This window comes from Streptomyces marincola (assembly GCF_020410765.1).
Classification (GTDB): domain Bacteria; phylum Actinomycetota; class Actinomycetes; order Streptomycetales; family Streptomycetaceae; genus Streptomyces; species Streptomyces marincola.
This window is the reverse complement of record NZ_CP084541.1, coordinates 5,975,916-5,996,916: the sequence shown is the minus strand read 5'-3', so window position 1 is coordinate 5,996,916 and position 21,001 is coordinate 5,975,916. Positions and strand designations below refer to the sequence as shown.

Below are 21,001 nucleotides of genomic sequence, written 5' to 3'. Positions count from 1 at the left end.
GGGGCGGTCGGTCATGGCCCGGTCGGGCGCGGCCCGGTTGGTCCGGGACGTCATGACGCCGGTGACGGCCACGCTGCGGCCGGACGCCTCCCTGGTGGAGGCCGCGCAGCTGATGCGCGCCCAGGACACCGGTGACGTCCTGGTGGTGCGGGACGGCGTGCTGCACGGCGTGCTGACCGACCGGGACATCACGCTGCGGGCCGTCGCCGAGGGCATGGACCCGGTGGCGGTCAGCTGCCAGGCGGTGTGCACGGCCGACCCCGTGTACGTCGGTCCCGACACCGGCGTGGACACGGCGGCGCGGCTGATGAACGAGCACGCGGTGCGGCGGCTGCCCGTCGTGGACCGCTCGGGGGTGGTCGGGTGGGTGCGGGCCGGGGACATCGGCCCCGGCGCCGGTGCGGCGGACTGCTGACGGGCGGTCCCGCCCGGGGACATCGCGGTGCCGCGAGAACACGCGGACGCCCTGTCGCCCGGACGTGGCCGACCGTGCACCTGAGCTTGCCGAAGCACCCGCCTGGGCGGCACCGACCTCCGCCGTCTTCGGGTCGGACCGTATCGGGCCACATACGAGATCGACGGCCGCACGATCGGCATCAAGGTGTTGACGGTCGGCAGCACGCCGCTCACCTGACCGCCAGGCCCGGCTGCTCCAGGGCCGGGTCAGTCGGGCGGGGTGCGGGCCAGTTCGGGGGAGGCCGTGTCGAGCGGCACGGAGCCGGACCTGACCATGCCGAGCTGAACGGCCTGCCGGGGCAGCGCCGCTTCGAGCAGCCAGTCGGCCGCGACCCGGATGCGGTTGCCCGGCATCGAGAACAGGTGGTAGCCGCGCGTGACCGCGCCGGCGAGCGGACCGGAGAGCGGCACGTGGAACGGGTTGGCCGCGGCCTGCACGCCGCCGAGGTCCACGGCGAACCCGCGGTCGTGGTGCTCGTAGGCGCGGCGTTCGCCGCAGCCGTAGTAGGCGCCGACGTTGTGCCCGGCGACCTTGCCCTGCCGCCACGCGTGCTGCGCGGTCATCGGCGTGAACTCGCCCGGCCTGGTCAGGTCGGGCACGGCCGCGGCGTCGCCGCACGCGAAGACCTCGGGGTGGTCCGGCACGTTCAGGTACTGGTCCACCACCAGCCGCCCGCGTTCCGTGGGCAGCCCCATGTCGGCCACGAGCGGGTCGGGCCGGACGCCGACGCACCAGATGAGGCTGCGCGTGTCGACCGACTCGCCGTTGTCGAGGAGCACGCCGCCGCGCCTCGCCTCCTTCACCGAGGTGCCCGGCCTGACGTCGACGCCGCGGGCGCGCAGCACGCGGTCGGCCGTGCGCGACAGGCGTTCGTCCAGCTCGGGCAGCACCCGGGGCGCGATGTCGAGCAGCATCCAGCGCGGCGTGACGCGGCGGCCCCGGGTGCGGCGCGTGACCGCGTCCGCGAACATCACGCCCTGCGCCGCCACCTCCGTGCCGGTGTAGCCGGCGCCGACCACGACGAACGTGGCGCGGGCGCGCCGCTCGTCCTCGTCGTCGGTGTGCGCGGCGAGTTCGAGCTGCCGCACGATGTGGTCGCGCAGGTAGAGCGCCTCGGGCAGGCCGCGGAAGCCGCGCGCGTGCTCGGCGATGCCCGGGATGGGCAGCAGGCGGCTGACGCTGCCGACGGAGAGGACCAGGGTGTCGTAGCCGAGCTCGCCCGCGTTCCCCTCCGGGTCGGTGTAGTGCACGCGCCCCGCGTCGAGATCGACGGAACCCGCCTCGCCGAGGACGAGCCGGGCGTGCGGCAGCGTCCCGGTGAGCGAGACGGTGACCCGGCGGGGCTCCAGGATCCCGGCGGCGACCTGGGGAAGCAGCGGCAGGTACAGGAAGTAGTCGGTGGGGTTGAGCAGGACGACCTCGCTGTTCCTGCGCACCGTTCTCGGCAGGGACCTGGCCGCCTGGTACCCGGCGAACCCCGCCCCCACGATCACGATCCGGGACCGGCTCATGCGCTCCTCCTTCGCAACGGGCGTCTCGACGCGCTGAGTGCCGCGAGTACCCGCGTGCCGCCGACTGATGCGCCGGCGGCGCGGGCGCGTCAGCGGCCGGGCAGGAGCCGGGCGAGCGCCGCCTCCATGCCGCGGCCCTTGGTGCGCACGACCTCGCGGGCGAGGTCGGCGAGCCGGCTGTTGGTGCGCTGCGACTGGCGGCGCAGCAACTGGAACGCGGTGTCCGCGTCGCAGCCGAGCACGTGCATGAGGATGCCGCACGCCTGGTCGATGACGGGCCGCGAGCGCAGCGCCGTGTCGAGCTGGTCGACCTCCGTCAGCACGCGCTCGTAGGCGCGGTCGCGGGCGAGGGTGCGGGTGGCGAGGCCGCCGATGAGCGTGGCCAGGGTGTGGGTCCGCGCGTCCATGAGGCCGGGCCTGAAGCCGCAGACGGTGACGGTCACGGTCAGCTCGTCGTGGCGGAACGGCAGGGTCGTGCTCGACCTGAGGCCGGCGTCGAGCGCGGCGGCCCTGAACGCGGGCCAGCGGCGTTCCGCAAGCAGGTCGTCCGCCGCGACCGGCTCGCCGGTGCGCACGGCGGCCGGGATCGGCCCGTCGCCCGCCTCGAACTGCACCGCGACCAGCGGGGACAGGTCGGGGTGCGTGACGGCGGCGGGCCCTTCAGGTCCGCCGTCCACGCCCGCGGTCGCCGCGGCGCCGCAGGCGCCGGGAGCGCACAGGACCGCTTCTTCCGCGAGCCGGGTCAGCGCGCGGGCGGAGACGTCCGCTGACTGTTCCGGCCGGTCCCGCGCGGCGGGCTCGGGTGACGCCGGGGGAGCTTGGGGCGCCGGTGGCGCGGGGGACGCCGATGACAGGGACATAGCCGTCGCCTGCCCCGGGGCCTACCCAGGAAACGAGAATGATTCGATTATCAGACCGAAACCCGGTTAGTGTGCCGCCATGGCCGAAGCCGAGGATTACGGCGTGGAGCTCACCGACTTCCGCAAGCGGGTCGCCGAGCTGCGCGCGACCCGCGCCCATCCCGACGGCGCGCCACCGGCCACCACCCTGGACGCCGCCCTCTTCGAGCTGCAATACGCGTCCGACGTTTTGTGGCCGCGCCTTGAGCAACTGGCGGCCGACCAGCGGAAGAACAGCAGGTCGGCCGACCCGAAGGAGCAGCAATTGCTGCGCGCGGTCTTCCAGCGGCTGCCGCTCCCCGTTCTGCTGCTCGACGGGGAGAGTGTCGTGAACAGGCTGAACTTTGCCGCGAGTCAACTGTTCGGTTTGCGGGCCGGATATGCCGCCGGCCGTTCGATCACCGCGTCCTTCGCGCACGCGAGTCGCGCGGTGTTCCGCGGGCAGGTCGCCGCCGTGGCGCGCAACGAGGGCAGCCGCAGCCTGTCCGTCGAACTGATGCGCGGACTCGCCGACGAGTCCGCGCGCCCCGGCCGCCTGTGGGTGACGCTGACGGCCGTCCGCCCGCCGGGGCACCGGCGGACGGCGGTGCTCGCCGTGTTCCAGCACACGGCCCGGCTGCCGGGACCGCGTCCCGCGGGGGGCGCGCCCGCCGGGCGGCCCGACCCGGCGGGGATCAGCGGCCACGTCGTGCTCATGGACCTGCTCGACGACATGACCGCCGCCCTGCTCGACGCGCCCGGCCGCCGCGGCGAGTCCCCGCTCGAACGCGCCGCCCGGGTGCTGCACGGCCGGTTCGCGGACTGGGTGATCGCCGACCGCGCCGGCCCGGGCGGCGGGCCGCTGCGCCGGGTCGCGGTGCTCGCGCCCGCCGACCGGGCCGGGAGCGACCGCGCCGCGGCCGTGGCCGCCCAGGACCCGGCGGGCGCGCCGTTGATCCGTGAGGCCGCGGGGGCCGGCGCCTCGGCGCTCCAGATCAGGCCGGAGGACCCGTTCGTGCTCGGTGAGAGCGCCGAGGGGGTGCCGGTGCTGGCGTTGACGGAGGCGGCCTCGCTGCTGTGCGTGCCGCTGCGGCTCCCCTCGGGCGCCGTCGTCGGGGTGCTCACCCTGCTGCGGGAGGGTGGTCGCCAGGCGTTCGAGCTCGCCGAGGCGAGTGCGATGGAGCGGATGTCGCGTCATGTCGCGCTGGCGTGCCGTTCCTCCTGATCCGGTGGGGCAGTACGCCCCACAGGGACACGCACAGCAGCAGCGCCCCGCCCGCGACCGCGCAGCCGGCCACCCGGTTCACCACCACGTCCACGACCAGGAGCAGCGCCCCGGCGAGCGTGACCGCGAGCACGCCGAGGCCCGCGGTGACCAGGCGTGAGGACGTCTCGACGACCTGGCGCTTGGCGCCGCGCCGGAACAGCCTGCGGTGCAGCGCGGCGGGAGAGGTGAACAGGACCGTGGAGGTCATCGCCAGGAGCAGCGTCGTGACGTAGGTGCCGCGCTGGAAGTCGTCGAGGTCCTCGAACCGTTCGGTGAAGGCCAGGGTCAGCAGGAACGCGAAGAGGATCTGCACGCCCGTCTGGGTGACGCGCAGTTCCTGGAGCAGTTCCTGGAAGTTGCGGTCGTCGCGCTCGGCGTGCGTCTCGTTCCGCTTCCTGGCTGTGGGCATGGAGTCATCCTGCAACGCCCGACTCCACCTCCTCGCGCAGGCGCGTGCACGTCCTGCTGAGCAGGCGGGAGACGTGCATCTGCGAGATGCCGACCTGCTCCGCGATGCAGCTCTGGGTCATGCCGCGGAAGAACCGCAGGTAGAGGATCTGCCGCTCGCGCTCCGGCAGGGCGCGCAGCCGGCCGCGCAGCGACTCGCGCTCGACGACGCGGTCGTAGGCGGGCTCGGGGCGGCCCAGGGTGTCCATCAGCGAGTAGCCGCCCTCGGGCGCGCCGGACAGTTCGGCGTCCAGGGACAGGACGGTGAAGCTGTGCAGCGCTTCGAGGCCCGCCTTGGCCTCCTCCGTGGTCATGTTGGCGTGCTCGGCGATCTCCGCGGTGTCGGGGTGGCGGCCGTCGAGGGTGTGGCTCAGCTCGTTGCTCGCGGTCCGCACCCGGTTGCGCAGCTCCTGGACGCGGCGCGGCACGTGCATGCCCCACAGGTGGTCGCGGAAGTGCCGCTTGATCTCGCCGACGATGGTGGGCACCGCGTAGCTCTCGAACGCGGTGCCGAGCGAGGGGTCGTACCGCCGGACGGCCTTGACCAGGCCGAGCCTGGCGACCTGCTCCAGGTCCTCCAGGTGCTCGCCGCGGTTGCGGTACTGGCGGGCGAGGCGGGCGGCCATCGGCAGCCAGGCGCGGACGATCTCGTCGCGCAGGGCCTCGCGTTCCGGTCCTTCGTCCAGTTCGGCGAGCCGGCGGAACGCCGCCGCGGTGTCGGGTGCGTCGTGGTGCGGATGCCGGCGGCGGGTCCGGGTCGGAACGTGCGTGGTGGGCATCGGTCTCGCTCCCTCCTCGGTGGTTTCCGGGTCACCGCGGGAGCGGGCGGACAGAAGGGCCGCACACGCGAAGCGGCGGTGAAGCCGCTCCCGCGGACGTGCCTGCTGTCCGAAGCACAAAGGTCGCATGCCCGGGCGCCGGGCGCGCAAACGGGGCGTTCCGCACCGGGGTCGCGCCGTGCGCGCCCGGGCGCGGCGGACGGCACACGCGTCCCACACACAACTTCTCGCGCACGACCCCTGTACGGGAGGGGCGTCGGGGGCACAGGTTGTGCACGAGGCGCCGCGACGAGGCGGACGCCCTCCGACCTCGGGAGGTGGATCGGTGGCCAGAACCGATGTGGAGAAGGCACTGCTGGGGCACGCGACGTACCGCAGCCTCGGGGAGCAGCGCCTGACCCCCGCTGAGGAGAGATTCGAACGGGCCAGGAGAACCTCGGGGTTGTGGCTCGCCCCGCTCGTCGCCGCGGTGTTCCTCGCGCTGCCGCTCGACATGGCCCCCAGCCAGCAGACGCTCGCCGGCATCCTGCTCGGCGTCGTCGTGCTGTGGGTGACCGAGCCGGTGCCGATCCCGGTGGGCGGCCTGATCGGCGTGGGCACCATCGTGCTGTTCGGCGTGGTGCCCGCCGACGACGCGCTGTCCCCGTTCGGGTCGACGACCATCTTCACGTTCATCGGCGCGTTCATCCTCGCGCAGGCGATGCTCAAGCACGGCCTCGCGCGGCGGTTCGCGTTCCGCATCCTCGCGCTGCCCGGCGTGGGCAAGTCGACGTTCGGCGTGGTGATCGCGTTCGGCGCCATCACGTGCCTGCTGTCCGCGTTCGTGTCGAACACCGCGACGGTGGCCATGCTGCTGCCCACCGCGCTCGGCATCCTGACCGTCATCGCGAAGCTGCTCCAGGACCGCGGCCTGGTCGCCGAGGACTTCGACCCCACCCGGCTGCGGGTCGGCGCGGCGCTGGTGCTGATGCTGGCGTACGGGGCGTCAGTCGGCGGGCTGCTCACGCCCGTCGGCTCGCCGCCGAACCTGATCGGCCGGGGCCTGATCGAGGAGGCGACCGGCGAACGGATCTCGTTCGCGCAGTGGATGGGCGCGGCGCTGCCGATCTGCGCGCTGATGTTCGTGGTGCTCGCGGTGGTCCTGCTGCTGCTGAACCGGCCGGAGATCCGGCGCATCGACGGCGTCGCCGAGTACGTGGCGGAGCAGCGCCGCGAACTCGGGCCGCTGTCGCGCGCGGAGTGGAACACGCTGATCGCGTTCGGCATCACCGTCGTGCTGTGGATCACGCCGGGCGTGGTGGCGCTGGTCGCCGGCACCGACTCCTCGGTGTACGAGACGGTGGGCGACCGCCTCGACGAGGGCATCGTCGCGGTGCTCGGCGCGGCCCTGCTGTTCCTGCTGCCGACGAACTGGGCGCGCCGCGAGACGACGCTGAACTGGAGCGACGCGGCCAAGATCGACTGGGGCACGATCCTGCTGTTCGGCACCGGCATCATCTTCGGCTCCCTGCTGGCCTCCACGGGGCTCGCCGAGACGATCGGCACCGAGGCGAACGACTGGCTCGGGCTGTCCAGCGCGTTCGCCATCACGGCGTTCGCGGTGGTGCTCGCCATCGTGGTCTCGGAGACCACGAGCAACACGGCCGCCGCCGCGGTCGTGGTGCCGATCGTGCTGCCCATCGCGGTGGCGGCCGAGGTCGACCCGTTCGTGCCGGCGCTCGCGGCGACGTTCGCGGCCTCCTTCGGCTTCATGCTGCCGGTGTCGACGCCGCAGAACGCCATCGCGTACGGCTCCGGCGTGGTCCCGATCACCACGATGATCAGGTCGGGCTTCGGGTTCGACATCCTGGGCGGCCTGCTCATCATCGTGACGGTGCCGCTGATGGTCGAGCTGATCGGCATCGGGTAGCGGGCCGGGCGCGCGGGCCGGGCGGCCCGCGCGCTCAGCCCTCGGCGCCCGGGGGCTGGCCGCCGCAGGACTCGCGGACCGCGAGGGCCGGCCACAGCTGCACGCGGTGCACGGCGCGCTCCCCGGTGTCCGCGCAACGGGCCAGGGCCAGTTCGGCGGCCAGCGCGCCCAGCCGGTGCTTCTGGGGGCGCACCGCGGTCAGGGGCGGGTCGGACGCGGCGGCGACCTCGTCGTCGTAGGAGACGACGGCGAGTTCGTCCGGCACGGCGAGGCCGAGGTCGCGGGCGCGTTCGACCATGCCGATGGCCTCGCGGTCGGAGTGCACCAGCAGCGCCCGCACCCCGCGGCGCCGGCAGTCGAGCAGCACGTCGTCGTAGGCCGCGCCCCAGCCGGGGGTGCCGTAGCTGGGCACGTCGATCTCCAGATCGCGGTGGGGCGCGAGGCCGAGCGAGTCGACGGTCTCGCGCCAGCCGACGCGCAGCGCCCGGCTCGTCGGGCTCGTCCGCGAGGTGACCAGGGCGATCAGCCGGTGGCCGAGGGTCACCAGGTGGCGCACGGCGAGTCCGGCGCCCAGCGCGTGCGCGGTGGTGGCGGCGTCGAGGGCCAGTGTCGGCAGTTCCGGCGGCGGCAGGCGTTCGACGAGCACCACGGGCACCGGCAGCCCGCCGAGCCAGCGCAGCAGGTCCAGGCCGGCGGGCCCGTCCGTCGTGGGGGCGACGAGGAGGGTCTGCACGCCGCGTTCGAGCAGCGTGGCGATCTGCCGGCGGTCCTCGGCCGGGTGGTAGCTGGAGGCGCGCATCACCAGGCGTCCGCCGGCCGCGGTGACGGCGGCCTGCGCGCCCTGCACGACGTGCGGCCAGTAGTAGTCGACGGAGGGCACGACCATGCCCACCAGCGTGCGGGTGGCCGTGGGCCCGAACGCCGAGCGGTGCGGCGCGGCCTCGGGCTCGCCGCCGAGGCCGCGGTAGGGCAGCGTGATGCCGCCGTGCACGCGCCGCACCAGCCCGCGGTCGGCGAGCGCGGTGACGTCGCGGCGTACGGTCACCGCGGACACCCCGAGCCGTCGCACGAGGTCGGCGAGCCGAACGGTGCCGTGCCGCCGCACCGCGGCGAGGATCTGCTCCTGCCGTTCCCAGGCCAAGGTCATCGGTTTCACTCCTGATCGACTTTGATCGAATTGTTTCCGAATGATTGACCTCGAACTCTTGCACAGGCTGGAGTGGCCCGCACCACCGTCCAGGGCCGGACCTCGGACACGGACGACAACCACGGACAGAGGGGAATCGACGCAATGGCGCTTCACCCCGGCTGGTCCCGCCGCGCCTTCCTGCGCGCCTCGGCCGGCACCGCCGCGCTGGCCGGCGCCGCCGGCGCGCTGACCGGCTGCTCATCGGGCACCACCGCATCCGGCGCGACCCGGGTCCAGGTCTGGTCCTGGATGACCGGCATGGACCAGTACGTCGCCGCGTTCAACGCGGCCCAGCGCGAGGTCCACGTCGACCTGAGCGTCATCGCGGCCGGCCTGTCCGGCGGCTACGCCCAGCAGACCAACGCCATCAAGGCGCACAACGCGCCCGACATCCTGCACGTCGAGTACCAGGGCCTCATCCAGGTCCTGGCCACCGGCGGCCTGCGGGACCTGACCGACGACGTGGCCGACCTGGGCGACGGCTACTCCCCCGCCGCCTGGCAGGGCGTCCGCCCCGGCGGGCGGACCTGGGCCGTGCCGATGGACCTGGCCCCGATGGCGTTCTACTACCGCAAGGACCTCTTCGACGAGCACGGCATCGACGTCCCCACCACGTGGGAGGAGTTCCGCGACGCAGCCGCCGCCGTGCGCGAGGCCGACCCGGGGGCCCGCATCACCACGTTCCCGCTCAACGACGGCTCGTTCTTCGCCGGCATGTCCTGGCAGGCGGGCGACCCGTGGTGGCGCATCGAGGGCGACACGTGGGTCGTCGGCGTGGACGGGCCGGGCACCATGCGCACCGCCGAGTACTGGCAGGACCTCATCGCCGCCGACCTCGTGCGCGGCGGCCCCACCGGCAACCAGGAGTGGATCGCCTCGGTGCACAGCGGCCGGCTGTGGGGCCTGCTCGGCGCCGCCTGGAGCGTCGGCACCCTGAAGAAGTCCATCCCCGACGACACCGGCCGGTGGGCCGTCGCCACGATGCCCACCTGGGACGGCGAACCGGCCAACGGCATCCAGGGCGGCACCGCGTTCGGCGTCTCCCGCGAGAGCAGGTCGCCGGAAGCGGCGCTCACCTTCCTGCGCTGGCTGAGCACCGACCCGGAAGTCCCGCGCATCGGAGCCTCGTTCACCTCGCCGTTCCCCGCCTACCTGCCGAACCGCGACGTGGCGCGCACCGCCGTCGCGGACGACTACTTCGTCGGCCCGCCGGTCTACGACGTGCTCGACGAGGCCGCCGCCCGCGTCCCCGACTGGACCTGGGGGCCCAACGCGCTCGGCCTGTTCTCCACCATCACCGACACCTTCGGCGGCGTCTCCACCGGCAGGACCACCCTGCCCGACGCCGTCCGCCGGGTGCAGTCCGCCGCCGTGAGCGACATGCGCGACCGCGGCCTGTCCGTCCGCGAAGGGAGCCGGGCATGACCGTCGTCCCACCGCGCGAGGCGCCGCGGGCCACCGGGCGCCGCCGCCCCTCGGCGCTGGCCTCCTGGGCCCTGGCCGCGCCGTTCGCGCTGCTGCTCCTGGGCACCGTCCTGGTGCCCATCGGATACGCGCTCTACCTGAGCCTGTTCACCGAACGCCTCTCGGGACTCGGCTTCGACGGGCCGCGCGACGTGTTCGTGTGGCTGGAGAACTACGCCACCGTCCTCACCGACGCCGCCTTCCACGAAGGCGTCGGCAACGTCGCCCGCTACGCCCTGATCCACGTGCCGCTCATGCTCGGCGGCGCCCTGCTGCTGGCCCTGCTGCTCGACGCCGCCATGGTGCGGCTGCGGCAGGTGTGGCTGCTGTCCGTCTTCCTGCCCTACGCCGTGCCCGGCGTGATCGGCGGCCTGATCTGGGCCTACCTGTACAGCCCCAACATCGGCCCGCTCAACGACCTCCTGCCCTGGGACCCCCTGGGCAGCGGCGGCATCATGCCCTCCATCGTCACCATCGCCACCTGGCAGTGGCTCGGCTACAACGTGATCATCTTCTGGACCGCGCTGCGGACCGTCCCGCGCGACGTGCTCGAAGCGGCCCGCGTCGACGGCGCGGGACCGATCCGCACCGCCCTGTCCATCAAGGTGCCCGCGATCCGCCCGACCGTGTTCGTCGCCCTGGTGTTCACCGTCATCGGCTCGCTCCAGCTGTTCACCGAGCCGCTGGTGCTGCGCACGTTCACCGGCTCCGTCACCAGCACCTGGACCCCGAGCCTGTACGTGTACGAGTCGGCGTTCATCAGCAACGACTACGGCCGCGCCGCCGCCGCCTCGATCCTGCTCGCCCTCGCCTGCGCCCTGCTCTCCGCGCTCGTCATGCGCCTGTCCGCCCGGAGGTCGCGATGACCCGGCCCACCGCCGCACCCGGCCGCACCTCCCGCTGGACCTCGCGCGGCGCGGTGTACGCGGTGCTCGTCATCGCGGCCCTCTACAGCGTGCTGCCGCTGGTCTGGCTGCTGACCTCGGCCACCAAGTCCCTCGGCGACTTCTCCACCACCAGCGCCTTCGAGTTCGCCGACTGGAACCTGTGGTCCAACATCGGGGACCTGTTCGCCGCGGAGGACGGCGTCTTCCTCTCCTGGGTGCGCAACTCGCTGCTCTACGCGGGCCTCGGCGCCGTGCTCGGCGCGCTGATCTGCGCCGCGTGCGGCTACGCCATCGCCAAGCTGGACTTCCCCGGCCGCCGCGTCCTGTTCGCCGTCACCCTCACCGGTGTCCTGGTGCCCACCACCGCGCTGGCCCTGCCGCTGTACCTGCTGGCCTCGGAACTGCGCGTCGTCGACACGTTCTGGGCGGTCTTCATCCCGCTGCTGACCAACCCGTTCGGCGTCTACCTCGCCCGCGCCTACGCCGAGGCGGCCGTTCCCGACGAGGTGATCGAGGCCGCGCGCGTGGACGGCGCGGGCGAGCTGCGCATCTTCTTCCGCGTCGCCCTGCCGATGATGCTGCCCGGCGTGGTGACCGTGCTGCTGTTCCAGTTCGTCGGCATCTGGAACAACTTCTTCCTGCCGCTCGTCATGCTCACCGACCCCGAGCTGTTCCCGATGACGCTCGGCCTGTACCAGTGGAGTACGCGCGTGTCCCAGTTCCCGGACTACAACCCGTTGGTGATCACGGGTTCCCTGCTGGCGGTCGTCCCGCTCGTGATCGCCTTCATCGTGCTCCAGCGCCAGTGGCGCTCGGGCCTGGCCTCCGGGAGCGTCAAGTGACGGCGGTGCGGCGGCCCGAGACGCTGCTGGTGATGTCGGGGGACTGGGCCGGCGAGCAGTTCGGCCCGGCCGAACTCGCCAGACTCCGCACCCTCGCCACGCTCGGCGACCCCGTCGTCACGCAGGAGCTCGACTCCCCCGCCGTCCGCCGCAGGCTCGCCGAGACCGAGGTGCTGATCACCTCGTGGGGCTGCCCCGTGCTCGACGAGGACGTGCTGGCGGCGGCGCCGCGGCTGCGCGCCGTGCTGCACGCCGCGGGCACCGTGCGGGCGCACGTGCCCGACGCCGTCTTCGAACGCGGCATCCTCGTCACCACGGCGGCGGACGCCAACGCGGAACCCGTCGCGCAGTACGCCCTGGCCGCCGTGCTGTGGGCGCTCAAGAAGGTGCCCTTCCTCGCCGCGGACGCCAGGCGGCACCGCGCCGACTGGGACTACCGGCACCGGCACGGCGAACTCTCCGCACACGACCGCACCGTCGTCCTCGTCGGCCACTCCAGGATCGGCCGCCGCGTGGCGCGCCTGCTCGGCGCCCTGGGCACCGGCCGCGTCCTGGTGGTCGACCCGGTCGCGGACCCCGCCGAGATCACCGCGACGGGCGCTGAGCACGTCACCCTCGCCGAGGCGCTGCCGCAGGCCGACGTGCTCAGCCTGCACGCGCCCGACCTGCCCGAGACCCGCCACCTGATGGGCGCCGCCGAACTGGCCGCCCTCCCGGACGGGGCCGTCCTCGTCAACACCGCGCGCGGCGCCCTCGTCGACACCGCGGCGCTTGAGGCCGCGTGCGCCTCCGGCCGCCTGTACGCGATCCTCGACGTCACGGAACCCGAGCCGCTGCCCGCCGGCTCCCCGCTGTACGACCTGCCGAACGTGCTGATCACCCCGCACGTCGCCGGCTCGCTCGGCTCGGAGACCAGGCGCCTTGCCGCCACGGCGCTCGACGAGCTGGAACGCTACGCCGCCGGCCTGCCGCCGCTCGACGCCGTCACCCGCGACACCCTGGGAGTCCAGGCATGACGCACCCGGAGGACCGCGCGCTCTCCCCGCACACCGGCTGGACCCGCGCGCACTGGACGGCGCTCGCCGACCACATGCTCGACGCGCTGGCGCCCTTCCGCAGCCCGCGCGGCGCGCGGTACGCGCTGCCAGGCCCCGACAGCCGCAACGGCCGCGCCAGCGACGAACTGGAGGGCTTCGCCCGCTCGTTCCTCCTGGCCGGGTTCCGCATCGCGGGCGAACGCGGCACGGGGCCCGTGGCGTCCGCGCTGCTCGAACGCTACGCCGAGGGCATCGCCGCCGGTACCGACCCGGCCTCGCCCGAGTTCTGGCCGCGCCCCGACGAGACCGGGCAGGCGAAGGTCGAGGCGGCGTCCATCGCCCTGATCCTCCAGCTGACCAAGCCCTGGCTGTGGGACCGCCTGGACGACGCGGTCCGCGACCGCACCGTCGCCTGGCTCGCCACCGTCATCGGGCAGCCCTACCCGCCGATCAACTGGGTGTGGTTCCGCGTCACCGTCGAATCGTTCCTCCGCGAGGCGGGCGGCCCCTGGTCGCGCGAGGACATCGAGGCGGACCTCGCGGTCCACGCCGGGCTGCGGCGGCCCGACGGCTGGCTCACCGACCACGCGGACCTCCGCGCCTACGACCACTACACCGGCTGGGCCCTGCACCTCTACCCGCTGCTGTGGACGCACGCGTTCGACGTGACGGGCAGCCTGTGCCCGCCCGTGCTGCGCGACACCTGGGCCGCGGACCTGGCCCGCTACCTCGACGACGCGGTGCGCCTCATCGGCGCGGACGGCTCCCCGCTGATGCAGGGCCGCAGCCTCGTCTACCGCTTCGCCGCCGCCGCGCCGCTGTGGACGGGCGCCCTGACCGGCGCGGGCGGGCTGCCCCCCGGCCTCACCCGGCGCGCGGCCAGCGGCATCGTGCGGCACTTCGCCGACCGCGGCGCGCCGGACGGCAACGGGCTGCTGACCCTCGGCTGGCACCACGCGTGGCCCGGCATGCGGCAGAGCTACTCGGGCCCTGCCTCCCCCTACTGGGCCGCCAAGGGCATGCTCGGCCTGGCCATCCCGGCGGAGCACCCCGTGTGGACGGCGACGGAGGAGCCCCTGCCCGTGGAGAGCGGCGACGTCGCCCGCGTCGTGCGCGCCCCCGGCTGGCTGGTCACCGCGCGCCGCGACGACGGCTTCGTCAAGGTCGTCAACCACGGCACCGACCACGACCGGGCCGGCTCGGAGCACAGCGACTCCCCGCTCTACGCGCGCCTCGGCTACTCGACGGCCACCCTGCCGCCGCTCACCGGGCCCACCGTGGCCGACCCGTTCGACAACACCGTCGCCGTGCTCGACGACCAGGGCCGCGCCACCCACCGCGCCGGTTTCACCCCGCTGCGGACCGGGACCGCGCCGGGCGGCGTGCTGCTCGCGGTGTCCGCGGGGCGTGCGCACTGGGTCGACAGCTCGGACGACGACACCGCCGACCACGGCTCGGGGCGCTTCGGCGCCGTCACGCCGGGCCCGTGGCTGACGATCGCGTCCGTGGTGCGGGACGGCACCGAGATCCGGCTGGTCCGGGTCGACGCGCCGCGCGCGGAGCCCGGGTGGCGGGCCCTGCGGGTGGGCGGCTGGCCGCTGGCCGCCGAGGACGCGCCCGCCCTCGGTCCCGGCGCCACGGCGGCCGGGAACGGCCTGCGTTCCGCGCTGCGCGACCTGCGCGGGCTGCCCGTGCACGGCGTGCACACCGAACGCGGCACCTCGCCGCTCGCCGCCCTCACCGCCGTGCCCTGGCTGGCCACCGATGGACCGCCGCCGCTGGGCGAACTCCTGGCCGCCGCCGTCGACCTCGACCGCCTCCCGCGCCCCGCGGGGCCGGACCCGTCCGTGGTTCCCGAGGCGTCGGGCGCCGTCGTGCACTGGCCCGACGGCCTCACCACCCGGGTCCCGCTGCCGCCCCCGCCCACCACCTGAGCCACCGCTCCTGCCCGCGAACGCCCGCGCCCGGCCCGGGCGTTCGCGGGCGGTGGGTGCGGGCGGGCGCGGGCGACGGGCGCGGGCGGGCGCGGGCGCGGGCGCGGGCGGGCGCGGGCGCGGGCACATGAGCGTGGCCCTAACGGCGTCCTCCCGGCGAGTCCTGCCGCGACCGACGCCCGTGGGGCAGTTCCACCGGGGTGCAGCGGGTGAGTTCGACCACCAGCTGGGAGGCCAGGAACCAGGGGGTTGCCGGGTGGCCATAGGGGAGATGGTCGTCGGTCGGGCACGCGGCGAGTCCTCCGTTCATGGCAGGGAAGAAGAGACCGCCGAAAACTCCCCAGACGCGCGGCTTGCGGACCCGTACGGCGAAGGGCTCCGTCAGGCGCGGGCAGTGGCGCATGGCCAGCGCAGCACAGGGCTCGCAGAGCGGTGGCTTCGTGCTCAGCGCGCCCTCGGGCCAGTTCACCTCGTCCGCTTTCCTGGGGGACGGCAGGAGGAACAGCCAGCCCCGGGCCGTACGGTCGGCCGGGCTTCCGCAGACCTGGCACAACATGCCGAACATCGCCAGCCGCTGGCGACGGGAATGCAGCGAACCGAAGTCGGGCGTCCCGACCCCGGGGGCCTCGGTGAGCCGAGCCCACAGCACACCGTGCCGGTCACGATCGCCGGGAGTCTCGTCCCGGTAGGCGAGGCCCCCGCCGTCCGCGCGGACGGTCAACGCAGCCGCACCGGTGAAAGTCTCCGTGCTCCACGCGGCAGCGTACGGGACGGGCAGGCCGCTCCGCCCCCACCGGATGTGCCTCGGTGACGCGACGGGAAAAGCAGGCATCCTCGCAATCCTTTGCGTGTCGGGGGCCGAGAGCGGTCGCCGCTTTTCTCCGCTCCGGTGAATACCACAGACTCGCGGTGGTCGCGGGCCTCGTCGCCCTCCACCGCCCGGACCGGATGACCGGGCCGGGAGTCGTTCAGGACCGGCATCTTCTGAGCGCGGGCAGCCCGTTGTTGGTATATCTGAGGTGCTTCGTGAAGTGAGTGAGGCGATCATGGTCGTCTCCCGCATCCGTAGGGGCCGGAGTGCGCCCGACGACGCGTCCTGAGGCGGCGGACGCGACCGCAGCGCGCTTACGGATCAGTCAACGACGGGCGAAGGGGCGCGCGCAGGGGCTGACCCCGGCGGACCCGTTTCTCGTGTTTATGCCGACCGGGCCACGAGTTGGCCAGGGCGGAAAGCCGGTACAGGAGCCTGGATGAAAGACCCGAGTGGTCGTCACCGTTCACCCAACACCCTGCTCAGGGCACTGATCAGGGACGCCGACGTGACCTATGAGGCACTCGCCCACTCGGTACGCGCGGTCGCGGCCGAAGCAGGGGAGAGACTGCGCACGAACCGTTCGGCCATCGCGCACTGGGTGGCAGGCGCAGAGCCCCAGGCCATGACGGCCGTATACCTCACGGAGGCGCTGTCCCGGCATCTGCGCCGCCCGGTCGGTCCGGAAGAGATCGGTCTGCTCCCGCCATTCCAAGGACACGGCGTGGACTGGCATACGGATACGCTGAGAGCGTTGCACGAGCTGGGGAGACTCGACTTGGACATGGGGCGCAGGCGTGCTCTGACGGCCGCCGCATATTCCGTCACCGCGCTCGCGGTTCCCGACTCCGACTGGTGGTCGCACCGCGCCGCACAAGCGGCCGATCGCCCGGCCGCGAGTCGCCTAAAGGTCGGCAGGCGCGACCTGCACGCGGTGCGCGACATGGTCAAACCGTTCTCCCGCGCCGACCAGCGCCACGGCGGCGGTCACGCGCGCACCGCCGTGGTCCAGTACCTCACATCGGACGTCGCCCCTCGCCTCGGCGGCACGTTCACCGATGACCACGTGCGGCAGGACATGTTCTCGGCGGCGAGCGAGCTGGCCTACCTGTCCGGCTGGATGGCCTTCGACAACGCCGAACATGCCGCCGCCCAGCGTTACTTCACGCTCTCCCTGAGCCTCGCGGCGGAAGCTGACGATGCGCCCATGGCGGGACATGTCCTGCGCGCCATGGCCCATCAGGCCGTGGAACTCGGCCACCCGGGGCATGCCGTGCGCCTGGCTCGGGCTTCCGTGGACGGGCAGCGATACACCCGGGCAGCACCCCGGGAACGTGCTCTGCTCGGCGTCGTGCATGCCCGAGCGCTCGCCTCGGCGGGGCAACCCCGGGCTGCCGCTGGCGCGTTGCTCCGCGCGGAGGACGACTTGGCCATGGCGAAGCCGGGCGACGACGAGCCCGGACGCGTGTTCTTCTTCGGCGAGGCCAGTCTCGCCCACGAGACGGCCTGCGTCCTGCGGGACACCGGTGACCTCGCCGGTGCCCAGCGCGAGTTCCGGCGCAGCGTCCGCACCCGCAAGGCGAGCAGCTTCACCCGTACCCACGCGGTGACCCTCGGGTACCTCGGCTCCGTGCAGGCCCGGCAGGGCGCGATCGAGGAAGCCTGCGCCACCTGGGCTCGTGCCCTGGACGCCATGGACGGGATCCGCTCAGCCCGTGCCCGGCAGACCGTCACGGAGATGCGCCGGGCTCTGTCGCCGGTTCGGGGGCGCGGGATCCCCATCGTGACCGAGCTGGATGCCCGTGCCGCCGTTCACTTGACCGAGTCGGCCTGACCACAGAAGCACCTGTTCAAGGAGATCAACTCATGGCAGAGGCATTCACGGTCGTTCCCGTGGCCCACGTGGTCGGCGGGCGGGTCGAGCCGACCGATGACCACTGGGGCGGCAGCCGTTGCGTCATCCGCGTCGACGCGGGGATGTTCGGGGAGGACGCGTTGCTCGGCCTCGCGGATTTCTCCCACATCGAGGTGGTTTTCCGCTTCCACCTCACCGATCCGGCCGACCTGCATCCCGAGCCGCGCCACCCGAGGAACAACCCGGCCTGGCCGGCGGGCGGCATCTTCGCCCACCGCAACATGCGGCGGCTGAACTGGCTGGGTGTCTCCCGCTGCCGCCTGCTCGACGTGGACGGCCACGACCTGCACGTGGAGGAGCTGGACGCCGTGGACGGCACGCCCGTCCTCGACATCAAGCCCTGGTTCACCGAGATGGGGCCGCGCGGCGACGTCCGCCAGCCGTCGTGGCCCACGGAAATGCTCACCGACTACTGGGCCGCCCCGGTCGACCGGGCTCCCTGACCGCGGTTTTCCGGCCCGCGGTCAGGTCGCGAAGAACAGGCGCCCCGGGTCCGCCGCGTGCCCGCCCCCGCCGTCCCCGTAGCGCACCTGCTTGACCCGGGTGAACGTCACGGGCGCCACAGGACCTGCGTCGTACGGGTGCACGTTGACGCCGACGCGGTCGGCGCGCAGCTCCCCGGCCGCGCGCCGGGCGCGGCCGAGGTCCCGCGTCCACACGGAGGCTGCCGTCGCCTCCGGCACGGCGTTGGCCAGCCGCACCGCCTCCTCGTCGGTGTCGAACGGCAGCACGGCCAGCACCGGGCCGGGCACCGCCGCGCGGACGATCTCGCTGTCCGCGTCGGCGCCGGTCACCAGGGTGGGCCGGTAGTAGGCGCCCGCCGCGAGCGAACGGCCGGGCGCGCAGCCGCCGGTGACGACGCCCGCGTAGCGGCGGGCCCGCTCCACCAGCGCTGCCACCCGGTGCCTGCGGCTGAAGGACGCCAACGGCCCCAGCTGCGTGCCCTCGTCCTGCGGCGGCCCGACCCGGACGGCGGCGAAACGCTCGGCCGCGCCGTCGACGAAGTCCGCGAGCAGGGAACGGTGCACCACGGCGCGCGCGCCGGCAGCCGCGTCCTGCCCGCCGTGCAGCAGCGCGGCGGCGACGACGCCCGGCACCGCCACCGCCAGGTCGGCGTCCCGGTGCACGACGAACGGCCCCCGGCGCCCGCTGTCGAGCGTGAGCCGTTTCCGCCCGCCCGCGCTCGCCGCGACCTCGCGCGCGCCGGCGGGCGAGCCGGTGAACGACACCTGCGCCACCTCCGGGTGCCGCACGAGGTGCGCCCCGGCGACCGGTCCCGTGCCGGTGAGCACGTTGAGCGCGCCGGCGGGCAGCCCGGCCTCGGTCAGCAGCCGGGCCAGCATCACCGCGGTCAGCGGCGCCGCCACGGCCGGCTTGAGCACGACCGCGCACCCCGCGGCGAGGGCCGCGAACACCGAGTCGGCCGCCGCGCGCAGCGGCCGGGTACGGGGGACGAGGACGGCGACGACGCCGGCCGGCTCATGGCGTTCCTCCTCCCCGCGGCCCGGCGGCCCGGCCGCGGCGGCGCCGAGGGCCGCGGCGACGGCCGCCGGCACGTCGCCGGCGCGGGCGAGCCGGACCGGCATGCCCGTCTGGCGGGCCTCCGCCCGCGCGAACGCTTCGGCGCGTTCGTCGAGCAGCGCGCCGGCGCGCGCGAGCACACGGGCCCGTTCCGCGCGCCCGGCGCGCGACCAGTCGCCGAGGGCCGCGGTCGCCGCCGCCACGGCGGCGTCCGTCTCCTCGGGGCCCGCGGGCGCCACGGTGTGCACGTTCTCTCCGGTCGACGGGTCGACGACGGCCGCGGTCCGCGCCGCGGTGCCCGTGGCGAGTGCGCCGCCGATGTACTGATGCATGGGAGGCCGATCGTTGGTGGTGGGGGGCATGACTTGGTCGTGGGGGGCATGACTTGGTCGTGGGGGGCATGACACCGTTGGGGGGCTGTGGGAGCCGTGGGGGCGGTGGGGGTCGTGGGGCGGGCGGCGGCCCGGCCCCAGGGGGCTGTCGCGGGGTACGGACGGAACGGTAAGGGCTGCGGGCCCCGTCCCGGAAGCCGGGGGAGGCCGAGCGCCCGCACCCGCCGGGCGGTACACCTGGTGCAGGGGCACGGCATCGGCCGACGCGCGGCGACTGCGGGCGCGCGGGACGTTCCGGCCCGTCACCGAGTGGAGGAAGTCCCATGGACGCCCGGCAACTTGAGTATTTCCTCGCGGTCGTCGAGCACGGCGGGTTCGGCCGCGCGGCGGCGGCCCTGCACATCGCGCAGCCCTCGCTGTCCCAGGCCATCGCCCACCTGGAGGCGGACCTCGGCGTGCCGCTGTTCCACCGCGTCGGCCGCGGCGTGGTGCTCAGCGAGGCAGGCGCGGAACTGCTCGGCCCCAGCCGCCAGGTGCTGCGCGACCTCGCGGCCGTGCGCGACACCGCTGCCGCCCTGACCGGTCTTGCCCGGGGCGCGGTCGAGGTCGCCTGCATGCCGTCGCCCGGGGTCGAGCCGCTGGCGACGCTCATCCGGCGGTGCGCGCGGCGGTACCCCGAGCTGACGGTGGTCGCCCGCGCCGCGTTCACGCCGGACGAGGTGGTGCGGATGGTGCGCACCGGCGCGAGCGAACTGGGCCTCCTCGGCTCGGACGCGCCGGTCGACGCCCCCGGGCTCGACGTACTGCCCCTGGAGGAGCAGCCGTTCGTGGTGGTGGCCGCGCCGGGGGGCGCGTTCCGGGACGGCGTGCCGGTGGCGCCGGGCGACCTGGCGGGGCAGCGGCTCGTCGTCTCGCGCCCCGGCAGTCTGATGCGGCGCATCGTCGACGACATCGTGGACGGCCGGGGCGCGCGGATCGCCGCGGTCGTCGATCACCGGACCTCGCTGCTGCCGCTGGTGCTCTCCGGCACCGGGATCGCCGTGCTGCCCTCGGCGTGGGCACCGCTCGCGCGGCGGTGCGGCGCCGTCGCCGCGCCCGTCACCCCCACCGCGCTGCTGCGGGTCGCGCTGGTCGGCCGCCGGGCGCACCTCACTCCGGCGGCGCGCGCGTTCCGGCGCATCGCCGAGGAGCACGCGGCCGGGTCCGGTGCCGAAACGGACTGAACGCCCGGTGGCGGCAGCGGTGCGGCGCGGAGGCGACCCGCGCCGCTCCGGGGAGAACACGGCGCGGGCCCCGGGCGTGCCCCGCAGGCCGCCCACTTCCACGGTTACCCGCACGGCGCCGACCAAGTCCGCCGCGCGGGCGCGCACTTCGCGCGACGGGACGCTTCCGCGCCTCAGTCGGGCGGTACCAGGCGGAAGGCGAGGCACACCAGCGGGGTGTCGTCGTCGACCGGGGTGCCGATGCCCTCCCAGAAGCGCCGGTGACCGGCCCGCCACTCCTCCAGGGAGGTGTCGCCCTCGCCCTCGGCGGCGGCGTGCTCCCACGGCACCTCGGCGAAGGTCCGCACCGTGACTGCGGTGATCTCGACGGTGGCGACGGCCTGGCCGTCGTCGTCGAGCAGGGCCAGCCGCTCGCCCACGAACTCAAGTCCCTCGGTCTCCTCGGCGTACTCCGCGAGCAGCCCCGTCGTGGCGGTCTTCCGGCCCGCCAGGACAAGGGCGTTCAGCCGCGCCCGCACACCGTTCGGGGTCCCGAGTTCCAGCGCGCGCATGCCGCCGACACGTGGCCACACCATCTTCTTCACCTCGCTCGACGACC

The 21,001-nt window shown here is 74.3% G+C and carries 19 protein-coding genes; 11 read left to right on the top strand and 8 right to left on the bottom strand.

The annotated features are described in order from the left end of the window. Positions 1 to 13: 13 nt before the first annotated feature. Positions 14 to 415 carry a CBS domain-containing protein gene (locus LC193_RS26475; RefSeq protein ID WP_226077891.1) on the top strand — a complete coding sequence of 134 codons (402 nt, stop codon included), beginning with the start codon at positions 14 to 16 and terminating at the stop codon, positions 413 to 415. Positions 416 to 663: 248 nt separating this feature from the next. Here LC193_RS26475 and LC193_RS26470 read toward each other — a convergent pair whose 3' ends face one another. Next, positions 664 to 1,968 carry an NAD(P)/FAD-dependent oxidoreductase gene (locus LC193_RS26470; protein WP_226077890.1) on the bottom strand — a complete coding sequence of 435 codons (1,305 nt, stop codon included), beginning with the start codon at positions 1,966 to 1,968 and terminating at the stop codon, positions 664 to 666. An 89-nt stretch (positions 1,969 to 2,057) separates the two neighbouring features. Further along, positions 2,058 to 2,828, bottom strand: a complete 771-nt coding sequence (locus LC193_RS26465) for an ANTAR domain-containing response regulator (RefSeq protein WP_226077889.1) — start codon at positions 2,826 to 2,828, stop codon at positions 2,058 to 2,060. 79 nt (positions 2,829 to 2,907) lie between these two features. Here LC193_RS26465 and LC193_RS26460 point away from each other — a divergent pair, with 79 nt between their 5' ends. Then, on the top strand, positions 2,908 to 4,071 hold the full coding sequence (locus LC193_RS26460) for a PAS domain-containing protein (protein WP_226077888.1): 1,164 nt from the start codon (positions 2,908 to 2,910) through the stop codon (positions 4,069 to 4,071). Here LC193_RS26460 and LC193_RS26455 read toward each other — a convergent pair. Together LC193_RS26455 and LC193_RS26450 are read right to left on the bottom strand one after the other, a co-directional pair. After that, the gene (locus tag LC193_RS26455; protein ID WP_226077887.1) at positions 3,968 to 4,522 is read right to left on the bottom strand and encodes a DUF6328 family protein; all 555 of its coding nucleotides are present in this window, start codon (positions 4,520 to 4,522) and stop codon (positions 3,968 to 3,970) included. The two genes, LC193_RS26460 and LC193_RS26455, sit on opposite strands and share 104 nt — an antisense overlap. Before the next feature lie 4 nt (positions 4,523 to 4,526). Beyond that, a complete protein-coding gene (locus tag LC193_RS26450) occupies positions 4,527 to 5,339 on the bottom strand; it encodes a SigB/SigF/SigG family RNA polymerase sigma factor (RefSeq protein ID WP_226077886.1) in 813 nt (270 codons plus the stop codon). 325 nt (positions 5,340 to 5,664) lie between these two features. Here LC193_RS26450 and LC193_RS26445 point away from each other — a divergent pair, with 325 nt between their 5' ends. Beyond that, entirely contained in the window at positions 5,665 to 7,248 is a 1,584-nt protein-coding gene (locus LC193_RS26445; RefSeq protein ID WP_226077885.1) for an SLC13 family permease, read from the top strand. A gap of 34 nt (positions 7,249 to 7,282) precedes the next feature. Here LC193_RS26445 and LC193_RS26440 read toward each other — a convergent pair whose 3' ends face one another. Continuing rightward, the gene (locus tag LC193_RS26440) at positions 7,283 to 8,395 is read right to left on the bottom strand and encodes a substrate-binding domain-containing protein (RefSeq protein WP_226077884.1); all 1,113 of its coding nucleotides are present in this window, start codon (positions 8,393 to 8,395) and stop codon (positions 7,283 to 7,285) included. A 144-nt stretch (positions 8,396 to 8,539) separates the two neighbouring features. Here LC193_RS26440 and LC193_RS26435 point away from each other — a divergent pair, with 144 nt between their 5' ends. Genes LC193_RS26435 through LC193_RS26415 form a run of 5 tightly spaced genes read left to right on the top strand, consistent with a single transcriptional unit; the run spans position 8,540 to position 14,601 of the window. Further along, on the top strand, positions 8,540 to 9,862 hold the full coding sequence (locus LC193_RS26435) for an ABC transporter substrate-binding protein (RefSeq protein WP_226077883.1): 1,323 nt from the start codon (positions 8,540 to 8,542) through the stop codon (positions 9,860 to 9,862). Further along, on the top strand, positions 9,859 to 10,767 hold the full coding sequence (locus LC193_RS26430) for a carbohydrate ABC transporter permease (RefSeq protein WP_226077882.1): 909 nt from the start codon (positions 9,859 to 9,861) through the stop codon (positions 10,765 to 10,767). Before LC193_RS26435 ends, LC193_RS26430 begins: the two co-directional genes overlap by 4 nt. After that, positions 10,764 to 11,630: a carbohydrate ABC transporter permease gene (locus LC193_RS26425; protein ID WP_226077881.1), complete on the top strand. Its 867-nt coding sequence runs from the start codon at positions 10,764 to 10,766 to the stop codon at positions 11,628 to 11,630. The genes LC193_RS26430 and LC193_RS26425 overlap by 4 nt, the downstream gene beginning before the upstream one ends. Positions 11,631 to 11,662: 32 nt before the next feature. After that, entirely contained in the window at positions 11,663 to 12,646 is a 984-nt protein-coding gene (locus LC193_RS26420) for a hydroxyacid dehydrogenase (RefSeq protein ID WP_404819563.1), read from the top strand. Continuing rightward, positions 12,643 to 14,601: a DUF2264 domain-containing protein gene (locus LC193_RS26415; RefSeq protein ID WP_226077879.1), complete on the top strand. Its 1,959-nt coding sequence runs from the start codon at positions 12,643 to 12,645 to the stop codon at positions 14,599 to 14,601. The genes LC193_RS26420 and LC193_RS26415 overlap by 4 nt, the downstream gene beginning before the upstream one ends. A 139-nt stretch (positions 14,602 to 14,740) precedes the next feature. Here LC193_RS26415 and LC193_RS26410 read toward each other — a convergent pair whose 3' ends face one another. Further along, on the bottom strand, positions 14,741 to 15,433 hold the full coding sequence (locus LC193_RS26410; RefSeq protein WP_226077878.1) for a hypothetical protein: 693 nt from the start codon (positions 15,431 to 15,433) through the stop codon (positions 14,741 to 14,743). A gap of 418 nt (positions 15,434 to 15,851) precedes the next feature. Between LC193_RS26410 and LC193_RS26405 the strand changes: the two genes are divergently transcribed. Both LC193_RS26405 and LC193_RS26400 read left to right on the top strand, forming a co-directional pair. Next, positions 15,852 to 17,246 carry a Tat pathway signal protein gene (locus tag LC193_RS26405; protein WP_226077877.1) on the top strand — a complete coding sequence of 465 codons (1,395 nt, stop codon included), beginning with the start codon at positions 15,852 to 15,854 and terminating at the stop codon, positions 17,244 to 17,246. Positions 17,247 to 17,278: 32 nt separating this feature from the next. Further along, positions 17,279 to 17,770, top strand: coding sequence for an SAM-dependent methyltransferase (locus LC193_RS26400; protein WP_226077876.1), 492 nt, complete (start codon positions 17,279 to 17,281; stop codon positions 17,768 to 17,770). Positions 17,771 to 17,791: 21 nt separating this feature from the next. Here LC193_RS26400 and LC193_RS26395 read toward each other — a convergent pair whose 3' ends face one another. After that, complete coding sequence (locus tag LC193_RS26395; RefSeq protein ID WP_226077875.1) at positions 17,792 to 19,180, bottom strand: aldehyde dehydrogenase family protein; 1,389 nt, start codon at positions 19,178 to 19,180, stop codon at positions 17,792 to 17,794. Positions 19,181 to 19,503: 323 nt separating this feature from the next. Between LC193_RS26395 and LC193_RS26390 the strand changes: the two genes are divergently transcribed. Continuing rightward, positions 19,504 to 20,403 (top strand): LysR family transcriptional regulator, encoded by a 900-nt coding sequence (locus LC193_RS26390; RefSeq protein ID WP_226077874.1) that lies wholly within the window; start codon positions 19,504 to 19,506, stop codon positions 20,401 to 20,403. 173 nt (positions 20,404 to 20,576) lie between these two features. Here LC193_RS26390 and LC193_RS26385 read toward each other — a convergent pair whose 3' ends face one another. Continuing rightward, a complete protein-coding gene (locus tag LC193_RS26385) occupies positions 20,577 to 20,978 on the bottom strand; it encodes an ASCH domain-containing protein (RefSeq protein ID WP_226077873.1) in 402 nt (133 codons plus the stop codon). Positions 20,979 to 21,001 lie beyond the last annotated feature (23 nt).

What these genes read in the sequence shown, in the direction of transcription:
- LC193_RS26430 (WP_226077882.1), top strand. Translation starts at nt 9,859, where the DNA reads ATGACCGTCGTCCCACCGCGCGAGGCGCCGCGGGCCACCGGGCGCCGC.
- LC193_RS26410 (WP_226077878.1), bottom strand. Translation starts at nt 15,433, where the DNA reads ATGCCTGCTTTTCCCGTCGCGTCACCGAGGCACATCCGGTGGGGGCGG.
- LC193_RS26390 (WP_226077874.1), top strand. Translation starts at nt 19,504, where the DNA reads ATGGACGCCCGGCAACTTGAGTATTTCCTCGCGGTCGTCGAGCACGGC.
- LC193_RS26385 (WP_226077873.1), bottom strand. Translation starts at nt 20,978, where the DNA reads ATGGTGTGGCCACGTGTCGGCGGCATGCGCGCGCTGGAACTCGGGACC.
- LC193_RS26470 (WP_226077890.1), bottom strand. Translation starts at nt 1,968, where the DNA reads ATGAGCCGGTCCCGGATCGTGATCGTGGGGGCGGGGTTCGCCGGGTAC.
- LC193_RS26435 (WP_226077883.1), top strand. Translation starts at nt 8,540, where the DNA reads ATGGCGCTTCACCCCGGCTGGTCCCGCCGCGCCTTCCTGCGCGCCTCG.
- LC193_RS26465 (WP_226077889.1), bottom strand. Translation starts at nt 2,828, where the DNA reads ATGTCCCTGTCATCGGCGTCCCCCGCGCCACCGGCGCCCCAAGCTCCC.
- LC193_RS26395 (WP_226077875.1), bottom strand. Translation starts at nt 19,180, where the DNA reads ATGCATCAGTACATCGGCGGCGCACTCGCCACGGGCACCGCGGCGCGG.
- LC193_RS26440 (WP_226077884.1), bottom strand. Translation starts at nt 8,395, where the DNA reads ATGACCTTGGCCTGGGAACGGCAGGAGCAGATCCTCGCCGCGGTGCGG.
- LC193_RS26450 (WP_226077886.1), bottom strand. Translation starts at nt 5,339, where the DNA reads ATGCCCACCACGCACGTTCCGACCCGGACCCGCCGCCGGCATCCGCAC.
- LC193_RS26400 (WP_226077876.1), top strand. Translation starts at nt 17,279, where the DNA reads ATGGCAGAGGCATTCACGGTCGTTCCCGTGGCCCACGTGGTCGGCGGG.
- LC193_RS26460 (WP_226077888.1), top strand. Translation starts at nt 2,908, where the DNA reads ATGGCCGAAGCCGAGGATTACGGCGTGGAGCTCACCGACTTCCGCAAG.
- LC193_RS26425 (WP_226077881.1), top strand. Translation starts at nt 10,764, where the DNA reads ATGACCCGGCCCACCGCCGCACCCGGCCGCACCTCCCGCTGGACCTCG.
- LC193_RS26420 (WP_404819563.1), top strand. Translation starts at nt 11,663, where the DNA reads ATGTCGGGGGACTGGGCCGGCGAGCAGTTCGGCCCGGCCGAACTCGCC.
- LC193_RS26455 (WP_226077887.1), bottom strand. Translation starts at nt 4,522, where the DNA reads ATGCCCACAGCCAGGAAGCGGAACGAGACGCACGCCGAGCGCGACGAC.
- LC193_RS26405 (WP_226077877.1), top strand. Translation starts at nt 15,852, where the DNA reads ATGAAAGACCCGAGTGGTCGTCACCGTTCACCCAACACCCTGCTCAGG.
- LC193_RS26475 (WP_226077891.1), top strand. Translation starts at nt 14, where the DNA reads ATGGCCCGGTCGGGCGCGGCCCGGTTGGTCCGGGACGTCATGACGCCG.
- LC193_RS26415 (WP_226077879.1), top strand. Translation starts at nt 12,643, where the DNA reads ATGACGCACCCGGAGGACCGCGCGCTCTCCCCGCACACCGGCTGGACC.